The sequence below is a fragment of the Pseudomonas uvaldensis genome (assembly GCF_021271205.1).
GTDB lineage: Bacteria > Pseudomonadota > Gammaproteobacteria > Pseudomonadales > Pseudomonadaceae > Aquipseudomonas > Aquipseudomonas uvaldensis.
Genome location: NZ_JAIWKS010000004.1, coordinates 315984 through 339724, shown reverse-complemented (window position 1 = coordinate 339724; position 23741 = coordinate 315984). Strand labels below are relative to the sequence as shown.

18 protein-coding genes are annotated in these 23741 nt (G+C 62.0%); 5 read left to right on the top strand and 13 right to left on the bottom strand.

What is annotated here, in order from left to right; all coding sequences use genetic code 11:
• The first annotated feature begins 169 nt into the window (after positions 1-169).
• Complete coding sequence (locus LCU97_RS11280) at positions 170-1189, top strand: alpha/beta fold hydrolase (protein WP_232776419.1); 1020 nt, start codon at positions 170-172, stop codon at positions 1187-1189.
• Between the two features lie 78 nt (positions 1190-1267).
• Here the strand turns inward: LCU97_RS11280 and LCU97_RS11275 are convergent, their stop codons facing one another.
• Positions 1268-2149, bottom strand: coding sequence for a LysR substrate-binding domain-containing protein (locus tag LCU97_RS11275; RefSeq protein ID WP_053146849.1), 882 nt, complete (start codon positions 2147-2149; stop codon positions 1268-1270).
• A 114-nt stretch (positions 2150-2263) separates the two neighbouring features.
• Here LCU97_RS11275 and LCU97_RS11270 point away from each other — a divergent pair, with 114 nt between their 5' ends.
• The gene (locus tag LCU97_RS11270; RefSeq protein WP_232776417.1) at positions 2264-3901 is read left to right on the top strand and encodes a 5-guanidino-2-oxopentanoate decarboxylase; all 1638 of its coding nucleotides are present in this window, start codon (positions 2264-2266) and stop codon (positions 3899-3901) included.
• Positions 3902-3926: 25 nt separating this feature from the next.
• Here LCU97_RS11270 and LCU97_RS11265 read toward each other — a convergent pair whose 3' ends face one another.
• A complete protein-coding gene (locus LCU97_RS11265) occupies positions 3927-4856 on the bottom strand; it encodes an AraC family transcriptional regulator (RefSeq protein WP_053146853.1) in 930 nt (309 codons plus the stop codon).
• Between the two features lie 326 nt (positions 4857-5182).
• Here LCU97_RS11265 and LCU97_RS11260 point away from each other — a divergent pair, with 326 nt between their 5' ends.
• Positions 5183-5536 (top strand): putative quinol monooxygenase, encoded by a 354-nt coding sequence (locus LCU97_RS11260; RefSeq protein WP_053146855.1) that lies wholly within the window; start codon positions 5183-5185, stop codon positions 5534-5536.
• A 41-nt stretch (positions 5537-5577) separates the two neighbouring features.
• Positions 5578-5811 (top strand): hypothetical protein, encoded by a 234-nt coding sequence (locus LCU97_RS11255; protein ID WP_053146857.1) that lies wholly within the window; start codon positions 5578-5580, stop codon positions 5809-5811.
• Positions 5812-5820: 9 nt separating this feature from the next.
• Here the strand turns inward: LCU97_RS11255 and LCU97_RS11250 are convergent, their stop codons facing one another.
• From LCU97_RS11250 to LCU97_RS11220, 7 genes are all read right to left on the bottom strand, one after another.
• The gene (locus LCU97_RS11250; protein WP_232776415.1) at positions 5821-6441 is read right to left on the bottom strand and encodes a flavin reductase family protein; all 621 of its coding nucleotides are present in this window, start codon (positions 6439-6441) and stop codon (positions 5821-5823) included.
• Between the two features lie 150 nt (positions 6442-6591).
• Complete coding sequence (locus LCU97_RS11245) at positions 6592-6909, bottom strand: hypothetical protein (RefSeq protein WP_053146862.1); 318 nt, start codon at positions 6907-6909, stop codon at positions 6592-6594.
• Positions 6910-7265: 356 nt separating this feature from the next.
• Complete coding sequence (locus LCU97_RS11240; RefSeq protein WP_232776413.1) at positions 7266-8585, bottom strand: MFS transporter; 1320 nt, start codon at positions 8583-8585, stop codon at positions 7266-7268.
• Positions 8586-8878: 293 nt separating this feature from the next.
• The gene (locus LCU97_RS11235; protein WP_053146866.1) at positions 8879-10024 is read right to left on the bottom strand and encodes a CfaE/CblD family pilus tip adhesin; all 1146 of its coding nucleotides are present in this window, start codon (positions 10022-10024) and stop codon (positions 8879-8881) included.
• Positions 10021-12708 (bottom strand): TcfC E-set like domain-containing protein, encoded by a 2688-nt coding sequence (locus tag LCU97_RS11230; protein ID WP_232776411.1) that lies wholly within the window; start codon positions 12706-12708, stop codon positions 10021-10023. Before LCU97_RS11230 ends, LCU97_RS11235 begins: the two co-directional genes overlap by 4 nt.
• Positions 12709-12779: 71 nt before the next feature.
• Positions 12780-13277, bottom strand: a complete 498-nt coding sequence (locus tag LCU97_RS11225; protein WP_082339632.1) for a CS1 type fimbrial major subunit — start codon at positions 13275-13277, stop codon at positions 12780-12782.
• Between the two features lie 94 nt (positions 13278-13371).
• Positions 13372-14124 carry a fimbrial protein TcfA gene (locus LCU97_RS11220; RefSeq protein WP_053146870.1) on the bottom strand — a complete coding sequence of 251 codons (753 nt, stop codon included), beginning with the start codon at positions 14122-14124 and terminating at the stop codon, positions 13372-13374.
• Positions 14125-14453: 329 nt separating this feature from the next.
• Between LCU97_RS11220 and LCU97_RS11215 the strand changes: the two genes are divergently transcribed.
• Positions 14454-14786, top strand: coding sequence for a helix-turn-helix domain-containing protein (locus LCU97_RS11215; protein WP_232776410.1), 333 nt, complete (start codon positions 14454-14456; stop codon positions 14784-14786).
• 6 nt (positions 14787-14792) lie between these two features.
• Here the strand turns inward: LCU97_RS11215 and LCU97_RS11210 are convergent, their stop codons facing one another.
• The 4 genes from LCU97_RS11210 to LCU97_RS11195 all read right to left on the bottom strand — a co-directional run bounded on the left by LCU97_RS11210 (position 14793) and on the right by LCU97_RS11195 (position 23662).
• Positions 14793-16142 carry a sigma-54-dependent transcriptional regulator gene (locus tag LCU97_RS11210; protein ID WP_232776409.1) on the bottom strand — a complete coding sequence of 450 codons (1350 nt, stop codon included), beginning with the start codon at positions 16140-16142 and terminating at the stop codon, positions 14793-14795.
• Complete coding sequence (locus tag LCU97_RS11205; RefSeq protein ID WP_232776555.1) at positions 16135-17901, bottom strand: sensor histidine kinase; 1767 nt, start codon at positions 17899-17901, stop codon at positions 16135-16137. Before LCU97_RS11205 ends, LCU97_RS11210 begins: the two co-directional genes overlap by 8 nt.
• 80 nt (positions 17902-17981) lie before the next feature.
• Complete coding sequence (locus LCU97_RS11200) at positions 17982-20786, bottom strand: RHS repeat domain-containing protein (protein WP_232776408.1); 2805 nt, start codon at positions 20784-20786, stop codon at positions 17982-17984.
• A gap of 146 nt (positions 20787-20932) precedes the next feature.
• The gene (locus LCU97_RS11195; protein WP_232776407.1) at positions 20933-23662 is read right to left on the bottom strand and encodes an RHS repeat-associated core domain-containing protein; all 2730 of its coding nucleotides are present in this window, start codon (positions 23660-23662) and stop codon (positions 20933-20935) included.
• Between the last annotated feature and the right edge of the window lie 79 nt (positions 23663-23741).

Genomic DNA, 23741 nt, shown 5'->3' with positions numbered 1-23741 from the left:
CAGCTGGAATTGGATTGCATCTGTGGGAGCAAGCTTTGCTCCTACAGCCGTCCCCTTCGGGAAACCACTCGGCAATCTTCATCAAACTGTCACGCAACTGTGGCAGCGCGCTTGAGCGAATTTCATCAGACTCGCGCTCTACTGGGGTTCTGCGTTTTGGTGTTTCTTCATGCGTGTGTTCATTTTCCTGGCCGTCTTGATGTTCGGCCTGCCGTCCTTGGCGGCGTCTCGTTGTGATGTGAATGTCACGACCCAACGGGTCGATCTGGATCAGGTGAGCCTGGCGTACCAGAGCATCGGGCGTGCTTCCGATCCGGCGTTGTTGCTGGTGATGGGCTTGGGGGGGCAATTGATCCATTGGCCCGACGAGGTGGTGGTTGCCTTGTGCGAGCAAGGTTTCCGGGTGATTCGCTACGACAATCGGGACGTAGGCCTGTCCACCTGGCGCCAGGCGCCCGGCAGCGCCAACCTGACCTTCGAAGCCTTGCGCTACAAGTTGGGCCTGCCCGTGGCGGCGCCTTATACCTTGACCGACATGGCCGACGATGGACTGGAACTGATGGACGCGTTGCAGGTGCAACGCTTTCATGTGCTGGGGGCGAGCATGGGCGGCATGATTGCCCAACACATGGCGGCCATGGCGCCGCGGCGGGTCGAAAGCCTGACCCTGATCATGACCAGCTCCAGTGCCCAAGGTTTGCCGGCGCCCAGCGAGGCGCTGGTGCAATTGCTGTCCCGTCGCAGCGCGCCGAATCGTGAAATGGCCCTGGAGCAGCAGGCCGATCTGTTGGCCGCCCTGGGCAGCCCCATGGTCATCGACGATCGCCAGGCGCTACTGCATCAGGCCGCCGTGGCCTATGACCGGGCTTTCAATCCAGAGGGCGTGAAGCGGCAGATCATGGCGATCATGGCGGAGCCGAGCCGCGTGGCGTTGCTCAACCAACTGCAAGTGCCGACCCTCGTGGTCCATGGCACCGCCGACCCTTTATTACCGGTCATGCACGGCGTGCATCTGGCGGCGCATATCCGGGGCAGCCGGTTGAAACTGATACCGGGTCTGGCCCATCGCTTCCAGGAAGCGTTCAAGGAACCATTGTTGGGGGCGGTGTTGCCCTATTTGCGCGAGCATCGCGAAGACACGTCGCACTGGGCGCAGGTCGAGCCGGCGCAAGTGCCTAATCTGCTCTAGCTCACATCGATGGCGAGGTGATTGGTGGGAGCAAAGCTTGCTCGAGATGCAGACGATTCAGAGGCTTGCATGTGGCAGCTACCGCATATGGGCCTGCGCCACCAGCCACTCGATGAGTTCCCGCAACGGGCTTGTGATCGGGGCGTTATGAGGATAGACGAGGTGATAGCCCATCCCGGTCCGAACCTTCAGTTCGAACGGCATCACCAACCGTCCGGCGTTCAGGTCTTCGCCGATCAGCGACCAGTCGCCAATCGCCACGCCCATGCCCTGGGACGCCATGGACATCGCCAGGTCCAGGGTTTCGAAGTGCTGGCCCTTGCCGATGTTCGTCAGTTTTACTTGGGCAGCGTCCAGCCAGGTAGTCCAGTCACGCTCATCCGTCGTGGGGTGCAGCAGCAGGTGCTGTTGCAGGTCGGCGGCTGAGCACAGCGGCACAGGGCCTTCCAGATAAGGACGGGAGCAGACGGGCGTCAGTTGTTCATCGAACAGATGCACCGACCCCAGGGACACAGCCGGCGGCGGCCCATAGACCACCGCGGCGTCGAAGGCTTCGCGTTGGAAGTCGACGCCATGCTTGATCGTGGTGGTCAGCGCCACGGGCACATCCGGCCGTTCCTTCTGCCATTGCACCAGGCACGGCAGCAACCAGCGCAGCACACAGGTCGGGGCCTTGAGTTGCAGCACCTGACGTTCCTCGCCGATCTGTTCCACCGCCTCGTCGATCAAACCGAACACCTGCTGGACCCGTGGCAGCCATGCCTGGCCCTCGGCCGTCAGGCTCAAGCCCCGTGCGTGGCGCTGGAACAGCGTATAGCCCAGATGAGCCTCCAGCCCGGCAATTTGCCGGCTTACCGCGCCCTGGGTGATGTGCAAATGTTCAGCCGCCCGAGTGAAATTGCAGCACTGGGCCGTAATCAGGAAGGTATGCAGCGCCGGCAGTGGGGGAAGGCGTTTCATTGTGCGGTCGAGCCATGACGTGAAGACATGGCAAGTATGACTTTTTATCGATTGTTGCGGCTATGGCCTGCCCGTTCCAATAAAGCCGATCCGAGGCAGGGGAAGGCAATCACAATGGCAACGTGCGGCGAAGTGTTGGTCAAGTTACTTGAAGGTTATGGCGTCGAGCAGGTATTCGGCATTCCCGGCGTGCACACGGTCGAGTTGTACCGCGGGCTGGCCCGCTCCAGCATCCGTCACGTGACACCGCGCCATGAGCAGGGCGCCGGTTTCATGGCCGACGGATACGCCCGGGTCAGCGGCAAGCCGGGTGTGTGTTTCATTATCACCGGTCCTGGCATGACCAATATTGCCACCGCGATGGGCCAGGCCTATGCCGATTCGATCCCGATGCTGGTGATCTCCAGTGTTCAATCCCGCAGTCAATTGGGCGGCGGTCGGGGCAAGTTGCATGAATTGCCGAACCAGAGCGCACTGGTGGGGGGCGTTGCGGCTTTTTCCCACACCCTGATGTCTGCCGCCGAGCTGCCGGTTGTGTTGGCCAGGGCGTTCGCCTTGTTCCAGGCCGGACGGCCGCGACCGGTGCATATCGAGATTCCGCTCGACGTGCTGGTCGAAGAGGCAGATGCCTTGCTTGCCAGTACGCCGGTGACTGTCAGTCGTGCCGGCGCCGCGCCGGCTGCCGTCGCATCCATGGCTAACCTGCTGGCAAGCGCCCGGCGTCCGTTGATCCTGGCCGGTGGCGGCGCCATCGACGCGGCGGCTGAACTGACCCGACTGGCCGAGCATCTGGGCGCACCGGTGGCCCTGACCATCAACGCCAAGGGCCTGTTGCCATCCCGTCATCCGCTATTGATCGGCTCTACCCAAAGCCTGGTCGCCACCCGTGCGCTGGTGGCCGAGGCCGATGTGGTGCTGGCCATCGGCACCGAGCTGGCCGAGACCGACTATGACGTCACCTTCGCCGGTGGCTTCGAGATTCCCGGTGCGCTGCTGCGCATCGACATCGACCCGGACCAGACCGTGCGCAATTATCCGCCTCACTTGGCGCTGGTGGCAGATTCCCGCGCCGCCGCCCAGGCCTTGTTGGCCGAGCTGAACCGCCTGCCATTGCCGGTGCGTCAAGGCGATTGGGGAAGCACTCGCGTGGCGCGATTGCGCACCGGGCTCGAACGGGATTGGGATGCTCCGACCCGTGCCCAGACCCTGTTGCTCGACACCGTTCTACAAACGCTGCCCGACGCCGTATTCGTCGGTGATTCCACCCAACCGGTGTACACCGGCAACCTGACTTTCAACCTTGAGCGGCCCCGCCGCTGGTTCAATGCGTCAACCGGCTACGGCACCCTGGGCTACGCGTTGCCGGCCGCCATCGGTGCCTGGCTCGGCGGCACGGACCAGGGCCAGGGGCGTCCCCCAGTCGTGTGCCTGATCGGCGACGGCGGCCTGCAATTCACCCTGCCGGAACTGGCCAGTGCCGTGGAGGCACGCACGCCGGTGATTGTGCTGCTCTGGAATAACCAGGGCTACGAAGAAATCAGGAAGTACATGGTCAACCGCGCCATCGAACCGGTCGGTGTAGACATCTACACCCCGGATTTCATTGGCGTGGCGAAGGCCCTGGGATGTGCGGCCCAAGCCGTTGACGACGCGGAGCACCTGCGCGTTGCCCTACTTGCCGCCAGCGACCGCCAGGGGCCGACCTTGATTGAAATCGATCAGGGGAGATGGATGGCGGCGATCCGACGATGAGGCAGGTCAATGCAAAAAAACCAGGTCAAACCGTCAACCGCAACCGCGCCAGATCCCGCAACGGTGGAGCTCCGAACAACCGGCTGTACTCGCGGCTGAACTGCGAAGGGCTTTCATAACCCACCCGATATCCGGCCGCCGAGGCTTCCAGTCCCTCGGCCAGCATCAGCCGTCGGGCCTCTTGCAGTCGCAGTTGTTTCTGGTATTGCAGCGGGCTCATGGCCGTCATGGCCTTGAAGCGGTGGTGCAGGGTCGAGACGCTGAGGTTCACTTCCCGGGCCAGGTCATCGATGCGCAGGGGTTGTTCGAAATGGCTGTTGAGCCATTTGATCGCCTGGCTGATGCGATGGCTCTGGCTGTTGGCGATGGCGATCTCATACAGACGGTAGCCCTGGGGACTGCGCAGCAGACGGTAGAGAATCTCACGGCGTACCAACGGCGCGAGCATAGCGATGTCTTTCGGCGTATCCAGTAATCGCGCCAGCCGCAGTACGGCATCGAGCATCGGCGTGTCCAGGCGTTCGACATACAAGGCACGGCCGGCGGGACGGGTCGGCACGCCCATGGGGCCGGCATCGGCGATCAACGCGGTGATCTCCGCCGGGTCGATGTCGATGCGCAAAGCCAGGACCGGACGCTCGGGCGAGACGTCGGCCATGCAGCCGCTCAATGGCATCGACACCGAGACCACCAGGTAATGAAGCGGATCGTAGTTGAACAGTTCATCCGCCAACCGTACCTGCTTGCTGCCCTGGGCCATGATGCACAGCGCCGGTTGGGCCAGCACCGGAGCGAAGTCGCGGGGGCGGGTGTGGCGGGAAAGGTTCAATGAGCCGATGGCCGTGGAGTAATTGCCATCTTCACCGGTATTTCGGTCGATGATCGACGCCAGTTCAGCGCGCTGCTGTTCCAGATAGGTGTCCAGCGGGACGTGGGCGTGGTCAAGTGGTGACATGCCGGAATCCTCGGGTGATAGGGAAGCCATGGACAAAGCTTATGTTTGTGCAAGGCGCAGCGGTAGTCACATCCTGTTGAAAGCTTGCCTGATCCTGCACGGCTCGCTGTGCTGCAACATCGAATGTCGCTGAAACTTGCTTGAAACCTTTTGTCTCAAATTGCCGGCTGACGGAGAGCCCCTGGCCTCCTTGTGAATGCCTGGCGCGCAGAATTGTGCAAGTGGTCGGCAGAAATCGACTAACGACCCTGGTCTCGCGGCGCTTAACCTTTGATCGTGTCGCAGCCTGTCCCGGGCTGCACAACGGACTACCTGGGAGGTTGAACATGTCTACACAGATCCCCGTCAGTCACATGGCTTTCGTGCGGGCCCGCGCCGGTTGCTCCAAACCGCTGGGGGCGCGCTTGAGCACACTGATCGCGCCATCGCGCCAGGCCCCCGGTTGCATGCACTTTGCCTTGCAACAATCGCAATGCGATGCCGATCTATGGCTGGTGTCCGGGCTGTGGGCCAACCAACAATCGATGGATGCGTACTTCAACTCGCCGGCCATGGGTATTTTTTCCGAGCTGGTGCAGGACCTTGTGGTCAGCAGCCTGGATTTCCACACCTTCAAGGACGTGTCCGCCGCCCAGGCGACCGAAGGGAGCCTGGCGACGGTACACAAACTGGCCGGATGAAGGTTTAATGACGTCATTTTTCATCGCCCGGATGCGCAGACATGGCACTTAAAGCCTTTGAAACCTTCGAAGCTGTTTCCGCTGTCGTTCCCAAGGAAGGAGGTGGCTATTACGCCGCCATTGCCACCAAGGCCATTGGCGGCCCAGGTGCACCGCGCTTTAACAAGGTGCTTGAAGAACAGACTTTCGAAACCGCGGCCAAGGCCGATGAGGCGGCAGCGGTGCAGCTGACTCATCTCAAGGGCGTCGATGACGAGGGCGGGCTGCTCTGGTAACTCCCACAGTTATTTGGGGCGGTGCATCCTGAACAATGCCTCTGGTCCCAACTGGAAATAATCCGCCGGCCCACCGCCGCGCAGAATCGGCTCGGCGGCCGCCGTGTCGTAGACCCCGTCTTTCAATAGCCATTTGGCGATGTGCACGGCAACCACTTCGCCGAGGATCAGCCAGCTCGGCACCGGCGACTTGTCCGCACGCTGCAACTGAATGATCTGGGTGACCTTGCATTCGAAGGACACCGGGCTTTCGGCTACCCGCGGTACCTGGATGATCCGTGAGGCTACGGTTTTCAGCCCCGCCAGTTCGAACTCGTTGACCTCAGGCGCAACCATCGCGCAGCTCTGGTTCATCTGCTCGGCCAGCGGGCGTGTGGCCAGGTTCCAAGCGAATTCGCCGGTCTGTTCGATGTTGTTCAGGCTGTCTTTGCGACCGACGCTGGAGAAACCGATGATTGGCGGGACGTAATTGAACGCATTGAAGAAACTGTAGGGTGCCAGGTTCAGGCGGCCCTCGGCGTCCTGCGAAGAAATCCAGCCAATGGGACGCGGGCCGACGATAGCGTTGAACGGATCGTGGGGCAGGCCGTGGCCGTGGGCGGGCTCATAGAAATGGATGTCATCGGACATTAGCGGGTGTTCCCTGAGGAAGGCATTGATAGGCCGCTAATAGTGCTAGGCCGCGGTTTTAATTTCCAGAGAAGCAAAAGATCGCAGCCCTCGGCAGCGCCACGGTCATTCCGTCAGGCGCCTCGAGGGCTGCGATCTTTTCATTATCAATCAACTGATCGCTTCGGCGGTGCCGGTTTTGTCGAAACCATCGGCTGCAATGGCATCGGCGGTGCCGGTCTTGTCGAAGCCATCGGCAGCAATGGCGTCGGCGGTGCCGGTCTTGTCGAAACCATCGGCTGCAATGGCGTCGGCGGTGCCCGTCTTGTCGAAACCGTCGGCGGCGTAGCTGCCGGAATGGTTGCGCTCGATGGCAGCGCTGGCCTCGGAGCCAAAGGCGGCAGAGCCGGTTTTGTCGAAACCGTCGGCGGCGAAGGTGTTAGCAGCCAGTACGGACAGGGTCAGAGCGAGGATCAGTTTGGTTTTCATGGTGTGTACTCCGGGTTCGTTGGCGATGTGTCTTGCATGGGTTGAATATTACGCCAATTAAGTTGATTGAAAATCTCAAAATAATGCTGAATATGATCGATTAAGTAGATATTAAGGGCGGCGCATTGACCATTTCGCGAATGGGAGCGAACGTCGCGCGGGATAATCGATCAGGTGGACTCAGGGTGCAGGGCAGGGATTAACGGGTGATTAATCGCTGTTTCGAGGCTTGAGACGAGTTGCTTTCAATCGCGAGCAGGGCTCGCCCCCACAAGGACTTGCACTAACCCTGTGGGAGCGAGCCCTGCTCGCGATGCGGCCATCAGTCACCGTTGCAGTGACTGCAAGTACATCAATCAGTCGGTCAGAATCCGCGAATGTTTGCGGGTGTCTTTCATCGTGATGTACACCAGCAGCGACACGGCGATGCAGGCTGTCACGTACCAGTAGTAGCCGGTTTCCATGCCGATGCTCTTGAACCACAGGGCGATGTATTCGGCGGTGCCGCCGAAGATCGATACGGTCAAGGCATAAGGCAGGCCGACGCCCAAGGCGCGGATTTCGGTGGGGAACAGTTCGGCTTTCACCACGGCGTTGATCGAGGTGTAGCCGCTGACGATGATCAGCGCCGCCATGATCAGGAAGAACGCGCCCCACCAGGTCTGGATAGTGTGCAGGGTGGTCAGGATCGGCACGGTGAACAGCGTACCCAGGATGCCGAAGGCGATCAGGATCGGCCGGCGCCCGATTTTGTCCGACAACCCGCCGATCACCGGCTGCAGGCACATGAACAGAAACAGCGTGGCGGCGGAAATGGTGGTGGAGTCGGAAATGCTCATGCCGACCGTGTTCACCAGGTATTTCTGCATGTAGGTGGTATAGGTGTAGAACGCCAGCGTGCCGCCCATGGTCAGGCCGACCACGGTCATCAATTCCTTGGGATGGCGCAGCAGGGTGCGCATGGTGCTTTCCTTGGATTTTTCCTTCTTGGTGAACGACTCGGTTTCTTCCATGCCGCGACGCAGGTACAGCGCCACGATTGCGCACAACGCGCCGATGGCGAACGGAATGCGCCAGCCCCAGGCGTACAACTGGTCACTGGTGAGGAACTGTTGCAATACGATCAGCACGCCGAGGGCGATGAGTTGGCCAGAGATCAGGGTCACGTACTGGAAGCTGGAGTAGAAACCGCGGCGTTCCTTGGTGGCCATCTCGCTCAGATAGGTCGCCGAGGTGCCGTACTCGCCACCCACCGACAGGCCTTGGAGCAACCGGGCCAGCACCAGCAGGATCGGCGCACCGACGCCGATGGTTTCGTAGCCAGGGCTCAGGGCGATGATCAGCGAGCCAAAGCACATCAAGTACACCGAAGCCATCAACGCACGTTTGCGTCCGGCGCGGTCGGCATAGAGGCCCATCAACCAGCCACCGATGGGGCGCATCAAAAAGCCCACGGCGAAGATCGCGGCGGTGTTGAGCAGTTGGGCGGTGGTGTCGCCCTTGGGGAAGAAGACCTTGGCGAAGTACAGCGAGAAAGCGGCGTAGACGTACCAGTCATACCACTCGACCATGTTGCCGACCGAACCGCTGAAGATCGATTTGATCCGGTTGGCGGTAGTTCTTTCACGGGCGGGCACGGCAGCCGACCCGAGGGGCAGGGCGTTGGAGTTATCCATTGAAGGATCCTTCGTTTAATTGTTTTTGTGGAGCGCGTGGAGACGCGGCCTGACAGGGCTATAGCAGGAGCTGTGCCAGACGGTGGAGGGCCGGTTTAGAGGGGGTGGCAGGGCGGGGTGAGCGGAAATCCGCTTATTGTTGCCATGGTGGTAAGCAGGAATCCGCTTATCAATGGAGGATGTGTTGTGGGTGCTGGCCTCATCGCGAGCAGGCTCGCTCCCACAGGGATTTGCGCTAACCCTGTGGGAGCGAGCCCTGCTCGCGATGAGGCCCTTTCATTCACCACAAAAACTCAGGGCGAAGTCGTCGAAGGCGTGAACTCCAGCTTCAGCTCCCCCCGGTACTGACCGGTGTTCTTGTCGATCTGGTTGAAGGCTGGTGTGTCCAGGGTGATGGGCCATGGCGTGCACACCACCGGGAAGGGCACGTTGGGCAAGCGCACGGCGCGGATGTCGGCGTTGTGAATGCCGGTATGGGTCACTGTCTGCCCCGACACATGCTGCGTTTCGCCCAGGTTGGCGGTGCGGGTGCGCACCTGGTATTCGATGCGGTTGCGCTCGCCCGTGCCGCCGGCGGTGTGGTGCACGAAGAAGCGGCCCTCCATGCCGGGAACGGGATTGGCGCCGGTGATGCGCACCTCGTAGCGCTGGCTGTTGGCGTTATAGCCGTCGTACAGACAGGCATCGACCACGGACTGGCCAGAAACCACGCCGCCGGGTCCGTTGCTCAAGGGCCGGGTGCGCAGGTTCAGGTCCACTTGCGGGGTGCTGATGCCGTAGGCAGGGAGGTAGATCTGCACGTTGTTGTGGTCGGTGACGTCCAGTTTGAAGTCGACGGTGTAGGTATGCGCGGCTCCGATAGGTTGTGAATAGTACCTTCGGAGCCTCATGACCAATTGCGCCGTCCAAACGCCACCGGCGGGCAACTTGGCGAGTTCCGACCGAGGAATCCAGAGGGTGGAGGCCGTGCCTGTCGCATCCACTCCCTCGCAGTTGCCATGTGATGTCGAAGTCAGCATCCAGGTGCTGGACCCCCACATTCCACAGGGGCTGTGGATCGGGAGTCTGCGCGTAATGTTGCCGTTGACGGTCAGAACCACGGACAGTCGGCTGCGTTTCTCCGTGAAACGTAACTTTATCTCGGTGGTGCCGTATCTGCCTCCGGCGGTGGTCAGGCACTGGCCTGTCGCGGGATCGGTGTTGGACAGACAGACAAAATGCATTGTCTTATAGCCTGCGCCTTCCACCGGCTGTTCGTGCCAGCCGTGGGTCATCCGCGTCCAGATGTAATGATCGGCGGGCGGAGCCGAACGGTCGAAGGCGAGCGTCTCGGATTGATAGTGGTTGCCGGGATGGATGTCCCCGAGCGCAGGGAGCGTCGCTAACGCGCCAATCAGCGCGCCCAGGCGGCGAGCCCAACGGTGAAGGATCGAAGTCATGGCTGGTTTCCCTTGTCTGGCGATAACGCGGCGCTACGGCGCGCCGTCCAGCGTCCGAGGCGGTCGGGGTCATGGAGGTTTTTCGGCAGCGCGTCCAGGGTGGTGCTCTGGCAGGTGAGCGTGCCAACCCGCCGCAGGCTGCTGCGAGCGGTCGCCGATTGCACGGCGCAGGCATGCACGCCGTTGAGGTCCAGGGCGAACAGCGGGGCTGGGTGGTGGTCGAGGTCAACGACGAAGCTGCCGTCTTCGCCCGTTTCGAGCATCGCGGCGTTGAGGATGGCGGCTTGTGCCAGCGGTTTTCCCCGGGCGTCCACCAGGCGGCCGACGTAGGTGTAGCTGACGCTGGATTCGATGCGTTGTACCGCCAGTTTGCCAGGGGGCAGGAACCAGTCGCGACTGCCGTTGCCGACATTCACCGAACTCAGATTCTGGCGCGAGGCATCGGCGTCGCTGATGCGGGTTTGCGAGGCCTGGAAGCCATTGATGGGAATCAGCCGTTTCTCGCCGAAGCCGATGCTGGTCTGGGCGCCGTAGCCACCGCTGACCTTGGCGGCCGCGCCGCTGGCGTTTTCCGCCGGTGCCGCGACGATGCCGACGGCGGCGCCCGGGCCGGTGCCACCCTGGCCCGGTCCCCAGAAGAAGCCTTCGTCTCCCAGTGCCAGGGAGGAAGCATGATTGCCGCTCAGCCCAGGACGTGAATGCTGGCGGTCACCGCCGCGCTGCGACACGGCCAGGCTTGTCTCGCCCCAGTTGCGCTCCAGGCGCCCGGCCAGTTCAGCATCCCAGCGGCCAAGATCATCGTAGCCAACCCCGGTGTTCATTTCGTTGCGTCCGCGTTCGCCTTCCCAGACCCGGGTGTGGGCCAGGCTGGTCCGTACGCTGTCGCTGGCATTCTGTTCGCGGCGCGCATCCAGGCCGACGCTGGTGTGGCGGAAGCCGCCGGAGGTGGAGCGCTCGTTCTGGGACAGGCTGAGGCTCAGGTATAGACCGTGATCGGTCGGTCGGTTGCCGCTCTGATTACGAAACGCGCCCACGCGGTGGATGAGGTGGAGCGGGCCCAGGGAATGCCCGCGGGAAAAACCCACTTGCAGGGTGCGGGCCCAGGTGGCGGTCGTCAGGTCTTCGGTCAGGTCTGGCTCGCCGGGCAATGTATTCCAGTAGTACGACGGGCTCACCTGGGCGTAGCGGTTGTAGCTGTAGCCAGCGCTCAGGGCGCCGCCGGCCAGGGGCAGGGAAGCGCTGGCGCTCAGGGATTCGTTGCAGCCACTCTGCCGGTAGGCACGGCGGGTGTGTTCGCAGGACGGGCTGCGCAGCGAGTAGCGATAGAGATTCCAGGACAGGCCATGATTGAAGGTGAATTGTTGGCTGTTGCCGCTCGCCCCGTCATTGCCTTCCAGGAGGGCGGCCGACAGCGACCAACTGCTGGCACCCAGCGTGCCGGCCCAGTCCAGGCGGCTTTCGTTGAAGAACGCCGTGTCGAGCCAAGTGATGCCGCTGGTCAGCGCCAGGTTGTCCAGCAAGGGGATCCGCAGGCCGGTCTGGGCCACGGCCGCCGGGTCCTGATCGTAAAGGGAGTGCTCGGCCGTGCGTCCACCCTGCAAGAACCACTGCACGGTGTCATCGCCCAGGCCATTGCCGTCGGTGCGGCTGAAGGGCACGGTTTCGGTGCGGGTCACCTGGCCGTTTTCGATCACCCGCAGGGTCACCGGATAGCTGCCGTTGGGGAAGGTCCGGGTGTCGACGTTCTGCACGCCGGCATCGAGGTACGAGGTGGACAGCAATTCTTCGCCACGAAAGGCATCGACGCGGGCGCGTTGGGTCAGGATCAGGGAGACGGGGGTGCCCTGCCCGACGACGTCGCGATTGAGGTAGGCCAGGGTGGTGCCTACGCGGGCGCCGTCGATGCGGCCCAAGGGCAACAGGCTGAAATTGAAGTTACCGCCTTCTGCGCTGGACAGGTTGCTCATGTCCATGCGTCCCGCCTGGGCGTAGTGCTCCCGGTCGAAGTCCTGCCGGTAGTAGGCGTTGTTGAATTCCAGATTGCTGTCGCTGCCGCGCCTGTTCTGGTTGGCCTGGTAGATCCAGGTGAACCCCAGATGGCTGCTTTCCCCCAGACCGAGTGCGCCGAGGCCGCTGGCTCCCAGGGCGCGGTAGCTGTCGGACTGGGCGATGTTGATGTTCTGTCGATGGACGAGGGCATTCCGGGCCTCGCTCGGTGTGTGCAGTCGAGGGGCCGAGGCCTCGTTTTCCGGCAGCCAGTCCTTGCGCAAGAGCACCTGCAGCCGGGCGCCTGCCTCATCGAGGATCACGGCCACCGCCTCGGTTTCCAGATAGCCGCAACTCGCCTCGCTGGCCAAACCGTAGGAGCAGGCCAGTTGGCTGTTGCTGGGCAAGGGCTGTGACAGCAAGGGCAGCAGCTCTTGGGCAGACACCAACGCGCCAGCTTCGACCAACAAGGCAGCGATCCGCTCGGGTTGTTGAAATTCGATCCGGCCAGGTCGCACCAGCACCGGATGCAGGCCGAGATTGCGATTGAACAGGTGCAGCTCGAGTTGTTCCACCTGACCCTCGACCAGGGCTTCGAAACCGGCCGGTACTCGGGTCAGGTCGGCGGGAGCGGCCGATACGGCATCGGCCAACGCCCACGCAAGGCAGATGGAGAGTGCGGTGAGATGGAGTTTCATACGTGGCCTTGACGAAGAAAAAGGGGAGGTACGACAGCGCCGTACCCCCCCTCCCGGGGAGAACCGGCGGTTTACGGCTGCTGGGTCAGGACCAGGCTGACAATGCCTTCGTAACGGCCAGCGTTGGTGATGGCGCCGGCAGTGGTCTGGCGGATGTCCAGCATCTGCTCGATGGAGCCGCTGGTCGGGTCACCGCCGGGGAACAGGTCGGCCGCCGACAGGGATACGCCGGTGGTATTCAACGCCCGTCCGCCGAAACTGATGGACAGGGGCACGCCAGTGGCGGCGGGATTGGTCATGTTGGCCAGCACCGGGTTGGTGATCAGCCGCAGGGTCATGTCCTTTTCCGTGTCGTTGCTGAAGATCCGCGTGCCCAGGCGGGTGGGCTGCAGGCCGGCACCCGGCAGGTAGGCCATCTCCATGGACGCTGGCAGCGGGCTGCCATCGGACTGGAGCAGTTCGATCGTCGGATCGACATCGGCATAGACCAGGATGCTTTTTTCCACCGCCACGGCGGGCAGCGAAACCAGGGCAGCCAGTGCCAGGGGTGCGAGTTGGAGCAGTTTCATGGGGTGTTGCCTCTTTGCTATGGATGAACGGGGGCCCAACCACGTGCGGGGGCACGTAGCTCAGGTCAAAAGAAATTCGTTGGGACGTCGGGTTTTAAGGCAGCACGGCGAGGGTGCGGGGCTGCTTATCGTCGCTGGTGACGAAGCGCATCAGGACATTGCCGCTGACGCCGGGAGCCGAGACGGGAAGAGTGTGGCCGGGGTACAGGCTGCGATTGACGTCATTCCAGACGCAGTCCTTCTCGCCTTTGACATCGGCGCAGCGGCCAACTTGCAGCACGCCGACGCGCAGGGTGCCGTCGTTGCGCAACGCTCCGCCGTTCTGTTGCAGGCTGATGCTGGTGCGTCGTTCGTCCGGCAGCAGGCGCACCAGCGCGCCCCAGATCAGGTTGACACCAATCCTGGGCTGCACGCCTTGGTCCGAAGCGGTTTCATCCACCAGGTCCGGTGCGGCCACAGGTTCGAAATAGACGCGGTAGACGGTTTCCTCGCTGGGGATCGCCTGGGCGATAATACGTACTGTGCGACTGGCACCGGGAGCGAGTACCGTGCGTTGCGGCGACACGACGATGCCCTGGGTATCGGCGGGAGACAGGGGGCTTTCGTGTTCGTCCGGTGTGCCGGGGCGCTGGATCCGGGTCACGCTGACCTTGATGTACTGGACCTTGTCCGACTTGGAGTGCAATTGGATCTGGCCCACACCGTCCTGCTCGGCGCCGATGGTACTGGTCATCGGATACACCACCATGTTGGCGGCCGCTGGCGTTGACGCACCCAGGACCAGCGTCAAGAGTGCAAGCTTGCTCGAGACCATCCAGCGAGTGGTAAATGTTTGATACAAATGCATGTTCGACCTCAAGTAAGTGAGAAAACCTCAACGTTTTCAGTACGCTTGGTGAAGTGCCTGGCCTCGACCCCTGGACCGGTGGCGATGAAGAAAAAACCTTCGTCCTGGGGCGAGCTATATTTGTGATACTTCCTTTTGTGCTACAGATGCTTCCCTATTTCGTGTAGGAAGTTTCCAAAGTAGATCCAGATCCAACGCTCCCGACACGCTGATGATCGTCAATGAGGTGACTTCTCGGACGTTCAGCGCTGACACGGGCATGGTGGCAATTCCTGTGAGGCATAGATGATCGCTGTTTGTCCAAAATATTTTGGTGGGATAGTTACACCATGTCAATAGATTTGGTGGATTATATCCACGTTCGCCTGCGCGAAGAGATTGATCGTTGCGGCATGTCATTGGCGGCGGCGTCCCGTGCCGCGGGGGAATCCAGCCCGCAGCGCTTGAAGGAAGTGGTGTCGGGACGGCAGAAATGCCCGGCCGATCTGGTGGCGAAACTGGCGGTGATTGGCGTGGACGCGCAGTACGTTCTGATTGGCGAGCGTGGGCAAGGCGCAAGGCCGCCGTCGTTGGCGCCCGATGAGGAACTGTTGCTGGATGGCTATCGGGCCCTGGATGCGGCGAGCAAGAAAAGGATGCTTGCCAGTCTGATCTCGGGCTAGGGGGTATCAGCTCTCCTGCAAAAACATCTCCCGGCTCAACCCATGGCGCTGCATTTTTTCATTGAAGGTGCGGCGCGGCAGTTGCAGTTCTTCGAGCACCGCCTTCACATCGCCTTTGTGCCGCGTCAGGGCGGCGCGCAGGCATTGGGCTTCGAACGCCTCTTGCTGGGCGGCCAGGGATTGACCGGGATCCGTCTGCAAGACGTGGGGTTGATCCAGTCCCAATAGCTGGCGTTCGGCGACATTCGCCAGTTCACGTACGTTGCCCGGCCAGTCGTGGCTCAGCAGGTGGCTCAGTTGCGGGCCGCTCAGAGGGGCGGCGGGGCGGCCGAGGCGTTCGGCGGCGCGGTGGGTGAAGTGTTCGAACAACAGCGGAATGTCTTCGCGCCGCTCACGCAATGGCGGCAGGCGCAGCTCGGCGATGTTCAGGCGATAAGCCAGGTCTTCGCGAAAGCGCCCGGCCCGGGCTTCGTCCAGCAGGTCCGGCTTGGTGGCGGCGACGATACGCAGGTCCACGGCAATGCTCTGGTTCGAGCCCAGGCGTTCGAGCTTTTGCTCCTGCAATACCCGTAACAGCTTGACCTGCTGGGCCAGAGGCATGCTCTCGATCTCATCGAGAAACAGCGTGCCACCGTCGGCATATTCGAGCTTGCCGATGCGCTTGCCCTGGGCGCCGGTGAACGCGCCGCTTTCATGGCCGAACAGTTCCGCTTCGAATAGCGGTTCGGGGATGGCCGCGCAGTTCAGGGCCACGAACGGCTTGTTCGCCCGAGGCCCGAAGTCATGCAGGCAGCGGGCGACCAACTCCTTGCCGCTGCCCGTTTCGCCGCGGATCAACACATTGACCGGCAGTGACGCCAGGTCCAGCACCTGGCGCCGCAGGTTTTGCAGCGCACGGGACACCCCCAGCAGCGTGCCGTCGAGCCGGGCCCTGGCATCGGCCTGTTCGTGCAGTCGGCGGTTTTCCAGGATCAGGGAGCGCTTGTCCAGGGCGCGGCGCAGGCTGCCGAGCAGGGCTTCGGGACTGAAGGGTTTTTCCAGGAAGTCATAAGCGCCGTCGCGCATGGCTTCCACCGCCATCGGCACATCGCCGTGGCCGGTCAACAGGATCACCGGCAGGTCCGGGTCGCGTCGCCGCACTTCAGCCAGCAGTTCCAGACCGCTGAGCCCGGGCATGCGCACGTCACTGAGGATCACCCCGGCAAAATGCTCGGGCAGTTTCGCCAGGCATTCTTCGGCGCGACTGAACAATTGCACCTCGAATCCCGACAGGCTCAGCCATTGCTCGACAGCGCTGCGGATGCTGGCTTCGTCGTCCACCACCATCACATTCTTCAGCTGGGATTGGCTAGGCATGCAACTGCGCCTCCTGGTCGATGGGCAAGGTCACGCAGAATACCGCGCCGCTTTCATGGTTGTCCGCGGTCAGGCGTCCGCCGGATTCATGGATGATGGCGAACGAAACCGCCAGCCCCAGGCCCAGGCCGTCGCCCACTGCCTTGGTGGTGAAGAAAGGATCGAACACCTGGGCCAGGTGTTCTTCGGCGATCCCCGTGCCGCTGTCGCGCACCGTCAGGCGCCACAATAGCTCGTCGGCTTCCAGGCATATTTCCAGGCGCCTGGCGGGTCGTCCGGCCATGGCATCGAGGGCGTTGCGCAGCAGATTGATCAACACCTGCTCGAGGCGGATCGCATCGCCGCGCACCCATGCCGGGCGGGTGAGGTGCAGCACGGTGTCGACCTGTTCGTCCCGCAGGCGCGTGTCCAGCAATTGCAGTGCCTGGTCCACCACTGCCGCCAGGTCCAGGCGTTCGCGCAGGCCGCTGGGGCTTTTGCGGGCGAAGGTTTTCAAGTGGCCGGTGAGGGCAGCCATGCGGGTCAGCATGTCATCCACCGGTTTGAGGGCTTTGTAGGCGTCATCGACCCGGCCGTGGTCCAGCAGCAGGCGCAGGGTCGCCAGTTGCATGCGCTGGGCGGTCAGCGGCTGGTTGATTTCATGAGCCAGGGCCGCCGACATCTGCCCCAGGGCCGCCAGTTTGGCCGACTGTACCAACCCTTCCTGGGCGGTGCGCAATTCCCGGGTGCGTTCTTCCACCAGGCGTTCGAGTTCGGCGCGGCTACGCTGGCGCAGTTTTGCCAGGCGCCAGCGCTGGTTGAGGAACAACAGCAGGAACACCAGCGCCAGCCACGATCCGGCGGCGGCGAGCCCGGCGTTGCGACGGTCCTCGAAGGCGATCTGAGGCGGGCGCAGCAGGTGTAGCGTCCAGCCTTCGGCAGGCAGGGGCAGGGATTCCCACAAATAATCCGCAGCGCCCTCGGGGGCTTCGACCCGGCTCAGATGGCTGTTGTCGTCAAAGCGCCGCAACGGCTCGAAGGACAGCGGTTGCAGCGGCTGCTTGTCGTATTGGCGGGTGGCCTTGAGTTCGGCGCGATCGCTGTCGGTCAGCGGTCGCAGATGGCGATAGCGCCAGCCCGGTCGGTTGGCAATGAAGATGATGCCCCGGGCATCGCTGACCAACAGGGTGTCACTGCCCTGGCGCCATTCACGCTCAAGCTCGGGAAACTCCAGCTTCACCACCATCGCCCCGAGGAATTCGCCGTTGTCGCCGGTCACCGCGCTGGACAGGAAGTAACCTGGAATTCCGCTGGTCACGCCCACTGCATAAAAGCGCCCGGTGCCCTGGGTTCGGGTCTGGAGGAAATAGGGTCGAAATCCATAGTTATGCCCGACGTAACTGCTGGGCAATCGCCAGTTACTGGCAGCCACGGCCAGTCCGGTGTGGTCGAGCAATTCCAGGGTGGACGACCGCGCCGCGCCGTTGATCTTCTCCAGCTTGCGATTCAGCGCCTCCTGTTGCGCCGCGCTGATCGGGCCCTGGAGGGCGGCGCGCAACTCGGGGTCCAGGGCCAGCACGGCGGGCAGGGCACGGTAGCGGTCGATCAGGGTGTGCAGGGAATTGGCGTATAGCGCCAATTGCTGGTTAGCACGGCTGGCGTCTTCCTCCAGCGCCTCGCGTTCGGCGTGGCGCACGGCCAGCGTCGCGGCGACGACGGCACCGGCGAGGATCAGCAAGGTGTACAACGACAGACGCAAGGTACGGGAAGTCGGCAGCATGCTGGCGCAAACCGGTAGCAAGTCGGGCGGGCACCATAGCATGCCGCCCGCTGTCAGGGCCAAGGGCGGCCGCCTGCGCATCAGACAGCGGTGATTTTGCGGGGCACCGGAGTCCGATTCGGGCCTTTCCTGTAGAACACTCCATCACCCAGGGAGCTCATGGATGTTTCAGACCCACGCCTCGATACTGCCTCATGGGTGTCAGGTTTTCCTGGCCTCAGCAGGCTGATTTTTTCGAGCATGTTCATCGTCTGCCAGGTAATGCCGATCATCGCTTCTATTTCCAATACCTGATCGCGCAACGAACCCTGAACCTTTTCCGGCACCTCTTCCAGCAATCGCTGTTCGGCGATGAGCCTGTCCACGGTGTCGATCCACTTGCCGGCCAGGGCCTTTCGCTCGGCCTTGCCCTTGGTATCCCTGAGCTCGTCGACGTAACCGCCCACGACCGGTCCCAGAATGGCGCCGGTTATCGCTCCAGTGGTACTGATGGCGGCGTTGGTCATGTTGAATATACGGTTGGCGCCCTGAGTGACGTCCATGGGTGGCAATGAACCTCCGCCCGAGGGATCCCAGGAACCGGGCGGAGACCAGCCGGGGTTGAACAGGGTGGCGTGTATCGTCAGTTGTGCGGCGGCGGTAATCAGAGTCGACACGATGGCGGCATTGGCGGGGCTCGATGTGCCGACTGGAAGCAACGCCAACCCGACCCTTGAATTCACTGCATCCAGAGCCAGCTGCCTGGCCCAGGCTTGCCACGTCTGTGTGGTTTTGGGCAACGGTGGAGGACTAGGACTCTTGCGTGGGTCGGATATCTGTGTGAGTAAGACTGCACCTTCCCCCTGGTTGGCAGGGGATGCGGTAGTTGCAGAAGCCGGGGTGATCTGGATGGCTGTTTGTGCCGATTGTGCCGCCGTCGAAGGCGGTGGTTGTTTTGTCGTTCCTTGCACATCGATGAAGCTGACCGGGTTATTACCGACCATCGCGTATCGATTCAGCCCATCCACATTGCCCAGCGGGTCCGGGCCGATCCAGTGCCGCAGCCACGGCGCGTAATAGCGCAGACCGTAGTAGTAAAGGCCGCTGGCATCCATCGGCCGGGCACAATAGCGGATGCTCTTGTAGTCGGCCTCCATGATCGAACGGCTTGCCCAAGAAGCGGTGGTCCCAAATGGATGGAATCGTTCGCGGCTGATCAGCAGGCCCCGACTGTCGGTTTCCAGTGTGCAGGAGCCCAGGTGATCACCATGACTGTAGCGCACCTGATAATCCTCTATCCCGGGGTTGCCGCTTGCCCAATGCAGACAACGGACAGGGCCCGGCGCCCATTCGATCACGATGACTTCCAGGTTCCGGTCGGTATTGTCGTGCAGCTCCAACCCTGGCAGATATCGGCGCTGATCGATCAGGACGGTTCTGTTTGCATGGGTCGTGCGGGTCGTTCTCAAACGCTTACCATCGGCCCCATAGACAAAGTGCTCATGATCACTGGCGGCGGGCAGTGGGCGGGCCACGGTCGTGCAGCGCTCGAGCTGATTGCGCAAGTTGTACAGCAGCGGTTGGCCGCCGCGCTGCAACAGGTGCTGGTTGCCGCAGGCATCGAAACTGCCGGCAAAGTCGGGTTCGCTCTCGTCCCTGGACAGTGCCCGGTTGCTTTGAGGAGCAATCACCATTTCCAGTGTCCTGGACTGGCCTGCATGGTCGCTGCGGTGGATCAGGCTGAGCAGGCCGCCGCTGTCGTTATAAGCCATCGTCTGTGAGTAATTGAGCAGCAGGCTGTCATCGATCGGGCTCAGTTCCGGCAGCCCGGGATGACCTGGGTCCACTTGCGCTTCGCATCCGGTGGCACCCGTCAGCCGATACAGGCTGTCGTAGGTGAACGCCTGGTCCGCCGTGACACGTCGATTGGCAAAATAGCGGGCGGTAAAGGTCGGGTCGACGATGTTCAGTACGTTACCCATCGGATCGTAGCGGTAGCGAGCATGTCGCAGCGTAGTGCCGGTATCCGTTTGCGTCTTGAGCTCGACCACACGCCCGTCGGCCGGATCGTAAGTCGCCGTGTCGACCACGCCATTGCCGCCCACTTGGCGTTCCAGCTGGCTGTCGGCGTTATACAGGAGACTGTGATAAAGCATGGCCTCGGGCCTGCCTGCAGGTTTCAAGGCAATACCGTCCAGTTGACCCGCAATGTTGTAGTAGAAGGTCTGAAGATGTTGGCGTGCGTCGAGTTGACTGAGCAGGTTGCCGGTGCTGTCGTAGGTGCGGCGTGTGGTCAATCGTTCGGGCTCGAGCTGCAGCTCGTTGTCTGCCTCCTCATGGGACCAGTCCGGCGAGTTGGCGGTATTGATGAATCGTCGGGTTTCGATCAAGGACTGGCCGTTGAGGTTGTAATCGCCCATGGTGAGTTGGCCGGCGGGATCGAGGTGTTCGATGATCCGGCCACAGGCATTGCGGGCGGCGGCTTCGGAGGATGAGTCTGCACGGAACAGCCGTTCGGTAGCCTGTTCGCCGGCACCCTCGGCCCGTTCGTACACGGCGATCAATCGCCGCTGCGAGTCGTATTCGTTGCGCAGCCGCGTGCCGCGTCCGTCCCATGTCAGAAGTCCCTCACCCATAAGACCGATCAATTGAACGCGACGGCCCGCATCCACATGGTGGCTGGACAGGGGGGCACCCGACAGCGAGTAGACATCGATCTGGACTGCAACCGTCAACCGGGCATCCCACTGTTGTGTCACGCGACCGGCGAGGTCCTGGTGATAACGGGTGATGATGCCGCGTACTGGCTGATCGAGCGCGGAACGCAGGTAATGAGTGTGTCGTACCGTCTGGCCTCGTGGCCCTCGTGCGACAGTCGTCGGCGTGCCAAAGTGAACATTGTTCATCGTTGGACGGCCTCCAGGGTATTCACCGCTTTGATCCTTGATCGAGATCGGGTACCGAGGGGGCAATATAGCAGCCGGAAAACGGCACCGAACCTGTCATGTCTGACAGGGCGACCGGTTCGTAAAGGCGCGAGCCGGTCATTGGGTCATCTTCGCGCGGCGTTCGACATGAGTTGGGATTGCTTCATCAGGAACCGATGGTCCGTGGTGCTCACCTTTTTGTACCAGGTCATGCCTTTCTGCGCTCGATCGATGTAGTCCAGCGTGACCACGGTTTTTCTGTGCAAAACCGATCGGTGGATCGGTGCCAAGGTTTGCGGTGTCGTCATGTAGTTGACGTTGGGCAGCACGTCACCTGGATAAATAGTGGATTTGCCCAGGGCTTTGAAGGTGGCATCAGTCTCGGCCCAACGCTGCTGCACGGTGCTTTTCCATTCGGCGAGCATTGCATCGATCTTCTGGATCTTTACGGGCGTCAGCCCCGTCTTGATGTCTTCGGCTTCCTGCGCCCGGGAGCCCAGGTTCAACAGGTTGATGCCTGGGACCACCGAGCCTACGACTCGATTCAGGAAAGAACTCGAAAACGCCTGGACCGAGGTGCTCATGGAGGTGTCCCAGGCGAGCCCCAGCCTGCTGTCGATCGCCTTGATCGACATGGCCGATGTCTGTGGAATGAGCGGCCGAAGCAGGCGAGCGGTCGGCAGGCTGGCATCGGCCGTTGCGCTGGCCATGTCGGCGCCTATGTTTCCACCGGCGAGTCCTCCCAGATAAGGAATTTCATTGAGTCGTGGCGCCACCGAGCCGAACGCCTCCGCGCCCATGTAGCCACCCGCAAAACCGACCATGGCGCCAATGGTTTCACCCACCAGGTTTTTCAGCAGCTCGTTTGCGATGTTCGTCTTGTGAATGATGTTATCGATCTGCGCCAGCGCCGTCGCAGACTCCGTCCCGAGTTCGGAAATGAAGTCCGAATAGTTCATGATCCGCCACTCGGTCCTGTTCGTCCCGCTGTCGACATAGCGCAACGGGTTATTCCCCACGAACCCGTACAGGTTCAACCCATCCACGTCCCCTGCTGGATCGGCTCCGATCCAACGCTGCAGCCACGGTGCGTAGTAACGCTCGCTGTAGGTATACAAGCCACTGACATCCATCTCACGGCCCGAGTAACGCACAGTCTTGTACCCGACCTCCAGGACCGATCGCGCGGTCATCCATGCCGTGGCCCCGTACGGGTAATAACCTTCGTGACTGATCAACCGGGCTTGTTGGTCGAGCTCCATTACGCTCGAGCCCAGATGATCCGGCAGGCTGTAGCGCAGCTGGTTGGCGGCAATCCCCTCCGGCTTGCCGGTAACCCAGTGCAGGCAACGTATGCTGACGGGGCCGGCGGCGAGAAGAATGACGTGTAATTGCTCGCCGCAGTCGCGGGTGCGGATTTCCAGGCCAGGCAGGTAATGTACCGCGTGGAAATGGCGGGTAGTCGCGGTGTAGGCGTCGTGGCGTTTATAAACCCGCTGGCCCTGGCTGTAGTGGTAATGCTCTTCGTCATCGGGGGCGACGTCACGCTTGACCAATGTCACCGATGCCAGTTGGTCACGGGCGTTCCACTTGAGGTCACGGCCAGGTTGCAGTGTCTGCAGGTTACCGTGACGGTCGTACAACTCGTCGAATGACGGGGTCGGATCACCCGGTGTCCAGCGCGTACCTCGGTTGCTGTGCGGGTCGATGTACATCTGGCGGGTGTGGCAGGCTCCGTCGCGTGTGTGGATGAGCTTGATCAGATTGCCGCCGTGATCATATTCATAGGTTTGAAGGTAGTTGCGCCGGTCGTTGGGATCGCTCGGCTGTGGGAGAGCGGGAGTGTCCGAGGGCGGGCTATCGTCATAACCGCTGGCGCTGAGCAGACGATACAACGAGTCGTAGCTGAAACCGCGATGCCCATCGACCCGCTGGTTGGCGAAATAACGGGGCGTGAAGGCATGATCGAGAATGCGGGTCATGTTACCCACAAGGTCATATTCGTATTCGTAATCCTGTACGACAGTCTGGTCGCTCTGCGTCCATTGACGCTGCAAGCCGGCATTGGCCGGGTCATAGACCCAGTGGCTGACCAGGCCATTACCGAGCCGTTGTTCGATAATCTGCCCGGCGGCGTTATACCGGGCGCTTTCCAGAACCGATAGCCATTGGGTCTGCCCATTGATCTGCAACCGGGCCTGCGTCAGTTGCCCGGTCTGGTCGTAGCGCAACTGTTGCCAATGCAGACCAGCGTCTGTCCGCTCCAGAATGGTTCCCAGCGGACCGTAGAGGTATCGGCTGGTGAAGGCCTGGCCATCCTCGAAGGTGCGCGTTTCGCACAACGGCAGGCGCAGCAGGCCGTAGCTGTCCGGGCGCAAGCTGCCCGAAGGGTCGGTCTGCTGGAGCAACTGTCCGCGCAGGTTATGACCGACGTCCGCCGTGGCGTCGGCGTAGAGGAACGTATCGATCCCGGCCTGCCCGTTTTCCTCCACAGCCACCGGACGCAGTTGCTCATCGTAGGTCATTCGCCAGTGACTGCCACGCTCATCCCAGCGCTGCCGGATCTCACCCGCCAGGCCCGGCAATACCAGGCGCCAACCGGCATCGACGCTGTCGTAGCGCAACGAACTGCTACTGAGTGTAAAGAGGGCGGCCTGGTTGGGTTTGGGCGCCTGGCTGAAAAGACGCGGGTCCCATTGCTCGATCAGATGGCCGGCGGTGTCATAGCGCTGGCGGGATATCAGTGCCGTGGCGGGGGTTGCGACCTGGCTGCGTAGATAAACATTTTGGCGTACCGGCAGGCCTCGGCCATCGATGGCGACGACGTTTGGAGTACGGTAATGGACGGTACTCATGGGTCGAAGACCTCCAGGGGTGTCGCTTCGATCCTTAATCGAGGTCGGATACTGAGAAGGCAATATACCGGTGAAAAGA

Bases quoted from the DNA above. Each gene is read 5' to 3' on its own strand.
- LCU97_RS11245 (WP_053146862.1), bottom strand. From the start codon at position 6,909: ATGAAAACCAAACTGATCCTCGCTCTGACCCTGTCCGTACTGGCTGCT.
- LCU97_RS11195 (WP_232776407.1), bottom strand. From the start codon at position 23,662: ATGAGTACCGTCCATTACCGTACTCCAAACGTCGTCGCCATCGATGGC.
- LCU97_RS11250 (WP_232776415.1), bottom strand. From the start codon at position 6,441: ATGTCCGATGACATCCATTTCTATGAGCCCGCCCACGGCCACGGCCTG.
- LCU97_RS11200 (WP_232776408.1), bottom strand. From the start codon at position 20,786: ATGAACAATGTTCACTTTGGCACGCCGACGACTGTCGCACGAGGGCCA.
- LCU97_RS11230 (WP_232776411.1), bottom strand. From the start codon at position 12,708: ATGAAACTCCATCTCACCGCACTCTCCATCTGCCTTGCGTGGGCGTTG.
- LCU97_RS11220 (WP_053146870.1), bottom strand. From the start codon at position 14,124: ATGCATTTGTATCAAACATTTACCACTCGCTGGATGGTCTCGAGCAAG.
- LCU97_RS11260 (WP_053146855.1), top strand. From the start codon at position 5,183: ATGTCTACACAGATCCCCGTCAGTCACATGGCTTTCGTGCGGGCCCGC.
- LCU97_RS11270 (WP_232776417.1), top strand. From the start codon at position 2,264: ATGGCAACGTGCGGCGAAGTGTTGGTCAAGTTACTTGAAGGTTATGGC.
- LCU97_RS11225 (WP_082339632.1), bottom strand. From the start codon at position 13,277: ATGAAACTGCTCCAACTCGCACCCCTGGCACTGGCTGCCCTGGTTTCG.
- LCU97_RS11255 (WP_053146857.1), top strand. From the start codon at position 5,578: ATGGCACTTAAAGCCTTTGAAACCTTCGAAGCTGTTTCCGCTGTCGTT.
- LCU97_RS11280 (WP_232776419.1), top strand. From the start codon at position 170: ATGCGTGTGTTCATTTTCCTGGCCGTCTTGATGTTCGGCCTGCCGTCC.
- LCU97_RS11215 (WP_232776410.1), top strand. From the start codon at position 14,454: ATGTCAATAGATTTGGTGGATTATATCCACGTTCGCCTGCGCGAAGAG.
- LCU97_RS11210 (WP_232776409.1), bottom strand. From the start codon at position 16,142: ATGCCTAGCCAATCCCAGCTGAAGAATGTGATGGTGGTGGACGACGAA.
- LCU97_RS11275 (WP_053146849.1), bottom strand. From the start codon at position 2,149: ATGAAACGCCTTCCCCCACTGCCGGCGCTGCATACCTTCCTGATTACG.
- LCU97_RS11240 (WP_232776413.1), bottom strand. From the start codon at position 8,585: ATGGATAACTCCAACGCCCTGCCCCTCGGGTCGGCTGCCGTGCCCGCC.
- LCU97_RS11205 (WP_232776555.1), bottom strand. From the start codon at position 17,901: ATGCTGCCGACTTCCCGTACCTTGCGTCTGTCGTTGTACACCTTGCTG.
- LCU97_RS11265 (WP_053146853.1), bottom strand. From the start codon at position 4,856: ATGTCACCACTTGACCACGCCCACGTCCCGCTGGACACCTATCTGGAA.
- LCU97_RS11235 (WP_053146866.1), bottom strand. From the start codon at position 10,024: ATGACTTCGATCCTTCACCGTTGGGCTCGCCGCCTGGGCGCGCTGATT.